This is a genomic window from Empedobacter sp. GD03865 (assembly GCF_029840775.1).
Classification (GTDB): Bacteria; Bacteroidota; Bacteroidia; order Flavobacteriales; family Weeksellaceae; genus Empedobacter; species Empedobacter falsenii_B.
The window spans coordinates 1-2,670 of sequence record NZ_JAOCDF010000066.1 but is presented as its reverse complement, the minus strand read 5'-3'; the positions used below and the strand labels follow the sequence as shown (position 1 = coordinate 2,670).

Annotated in this window: 4 protein-coding genes; 2 read left to right on the top strand and 2 right to left on the bottom strand. The window is 30.2% G+C overall.

Features of this window, described 5'->3' with window-relative positions; genetic code table 11:
• Together N5D46_RS14600 and N5D46_RS14595 are read left to right on the top strand one after the other, a co-directional pair.
• Positions 1 to 778: RHS repeat-associated core domain-containing protein (locus N5D46_RS14600; protein ID WP_280050433.1), on the top strand; the 778-nt coding region annotated here is incomplete at its 5' end.
• A 7-nt stretch (positions 779 to 785) separates the two neighbouring features.
• Complete coding sequence (locus N5D46_RS14595) at positions 786 to 1,220, top strand: hypothetical protein (protein WP_280050432.1); 435 nt, start codon at positions 786 to 788, stop codon at positions 1,218 to 1,220.
• A gap of 209 nt (positions 1,221 to 1,429) precedes the next feature.
• On the opposite strand, the gene N5D46_RS14590 is transcribed toward N5D46_RS14595, so the two are convergent.
• Both N5D46_RS14590 and N5D46_RS14585 read right to left on the bottom strand, forming a co-directional pair.
• On the bottom strand, positions 1,430 to 2,326 hold the full coding sequence (locus tag N5D46_RS14590) for an IS3 family transposase (RefSeq protein WP_114998210.1): 897 nt from the start codon (positions 2,324 to 2,326) through the stop codon (positions 1,430 to 1,432).
• 20 nt (positions 2,327 to 2,346) lie between these two features.
• Positions 2,347 to 2,613: a transposase gene (locus tag N5D46_RS14585; RefSeq protein ID WP_114998212.1), complete on the bottom strand. Its 267-nt coding sequence runs from the start codon at positions 2,611 to 2,613 to the stop codon at positions 2,347 to 2,349.
• Between the last annotated feature and the right edge of the window lie 57 nt (positions 2,614 to 2,670).

The window sequence follows — 2,670 nt, the reverse complement described above, 5'->3', positions numbered from 1 at the left end:
GCAAACTGACTTAGACATCAACTTATACGACTACGGCGCACGTAACTACGACCCTGCTATTGGTCGTTGGTTCAACATTGACCCGCTGGCGGAGAAATATCGTAGATGGTCTCCTTATACTTACGCAGTAAATAATCCTATTCGTTTTATTGATCCCGATGGGATGAGTGTTGAAACATTTGATAAAAAAGCAGAAAAAACTGCTCAAAAAATAGAGAAGAAACTAGATAAGCAAATTGAAAAACTGAATAAAGGTAATGATAGTGATAAACAGAATAGAATTGCTCAATTAACCAAATCAAAGCAGGATATTTCTGATATGCGAAATGATCAAAATAATAATTATAAATTTGAAAAATCTTCTAAAAATAATGGAAATCCTGAGACAAAAAGGACTGGAGAAAATGAAATCACAATGTTTACAGATGATTTTTCTAAGCAAGTGCACGAAAGTAGACACGGAGGACAGATAGCTAGAAGTGAATATAATATAGATACCGAGGGACAACTAACTAGCGGAACATTTGGTGTTAGCAAGGAAGTAGATGCGTACCAAGCTCAATTTGGTTACGATGGAAAGATTGACTATCGTTCTAATCTTCCTGTAAGTTCTGTTGATGCAGCGAATGCTCTTAAAGCAGGAAAAGACCCTACTGTCACAACTATTAATCAATATAATCAAATTACTCCAAGTGTTGTCAACTCTATGACAGATCCTGGTTATGAACCCATATATCCTCCAAAAGGTATGTCACTAATTTATTGGAATAGTAATTAAAAATGATATGAAAGCTATAATATTATTTGCCCTTTTAGTTATTTTAAGTAACTGTAGTACAAGATCGTATAAAGAATATTCTTTTAAAGAAAAAAGAATCAGAGAACTGAGATTTAGATTTTTAAATGATAGTTTAGGTAGTTTTAATGTAAAATATTTATGTAGTAATCCAGTAATAAATATTGAACAAAAATTTAAATACACAAAGTTATCTGATAATAAAATATTGATAGAAAATATCGAAGCAAAAAATAAAAATGTTTTCATTTATATACCTTTAACAGAATTAAGTACATGTATTAATTCAAATAAATATGTTGGTATAGAAAAAATACCGATAATAAATAAAGAAGAAATTTTGATTTATAAAAAGAGTTTATTTTGGCAAAAAATTAATAATGAAAAAATAATTAGTGCTTTTACATTTAAATCTAAAAATTAAAAAAAGGTGACAATGTTCCAAATGTGTTGTTAAAAAACCAACATTCACAATAAAGTAAAAGGCAAACATTGTTTTGCCTTTTGTTATTTTACAAAGTTGCTACATTTTTAACATACAATTTCTTAAATTTACCAATAGAAGTTCTTTGAGGGCGGAGCGTTAAAAAATGTTTTGTAAACATTTTTAGCGAACGTGTACTCTTCCCTTTGTTAGGTACATTCAAAAATAGAGTTTTTATTTAATAATTGATTATTTTTATTATAATTTTGTTTGAATGTAGGAAAATCTTGTTTTTTTTCATTATTTATTTTTCCATATTTCAACAAAAAATCTCTGGGAGTAAGGTATTGTAGCGCACTATGAGGTCGCTCATTATTATACATCCACATCCAAATTTCAGCATAATTTTTCATCTGTTTGATATTCTCAAAGAGATAAACGTTTAAAAATTCTGTTCGAAAAGTTCTGTTAAATCTTTCTACTAATGAGTTTTGTGTTGGTTTTCCTGGTTGAATATATTGTAGAACAATCTGATTTGATAGACACCAAATTTTTAATTTTTCTGCAATAAATTCTGGTCCATTATCTACTCTTATTTTATCAGGTTTTCCTCGCCATTCTACAAGTTGCTTTAGCTGTGAAATGACCTTTGATGAAGGTAAACTAGTGTCAATTGTAATGGTTAAAATTTCTCTATTAAAGTCATCTATAATATTCAAACTTCTTACTTTTTTACCACACTCTAAGGTGTCGTGCATAAAATCCATACTCCAAGTTACATTTGGGTAAATTGGTCGCAATAAAGGCTCTTTTACTCTTGCTGGAAGACGTTTTTTACGTTTACTTCTAAGATTTAATTTCAGAGAGGTATATATTCTGTAAACTCGTTTATGATTCCATCCAAATCCACGATTTCTCAGCCTGTGATACATCATCCAAAATCCCCATGTGTAGTGCTGCTCTGAAAGCAAAACTAATTCTTCCCTAATTTTATCATCCTCATTATTGGGTTTCTTTTTATAAAAATAAACCGAACTGGAAATGAGGAAAACTTTACACGCCTTACGAGTACTCATTGCGTATTGTGAGCTGCAATAAGTGACCAGTTCTCGTTTCTCAGAAGGCGTTAAAGCTTTTTTGAAATCACATCTTTCATCACAACATTTTCTAGCGTTAGTTCTGCTACAATCTTTTTGTACTGAGAGAGTTCTTTCTCCATTTCCTTCATTTTAGTGAGGTGTTGAACGTCCAATCCACCATATTTACTCTTCCAATTATAAAAAGTAGGTTGACTAATTCCATGATCACGACAAATTTCATTGACCGTTTTTCCAAAATTTTGTTCAGATAAGATCTTGATAATCTGAACTTCCGAATATTTACTGTTCTTCATAGTTTTATAAATTTATAAACTATAATTATAAATGACTCTAATTTTGGGGAAGCTTAC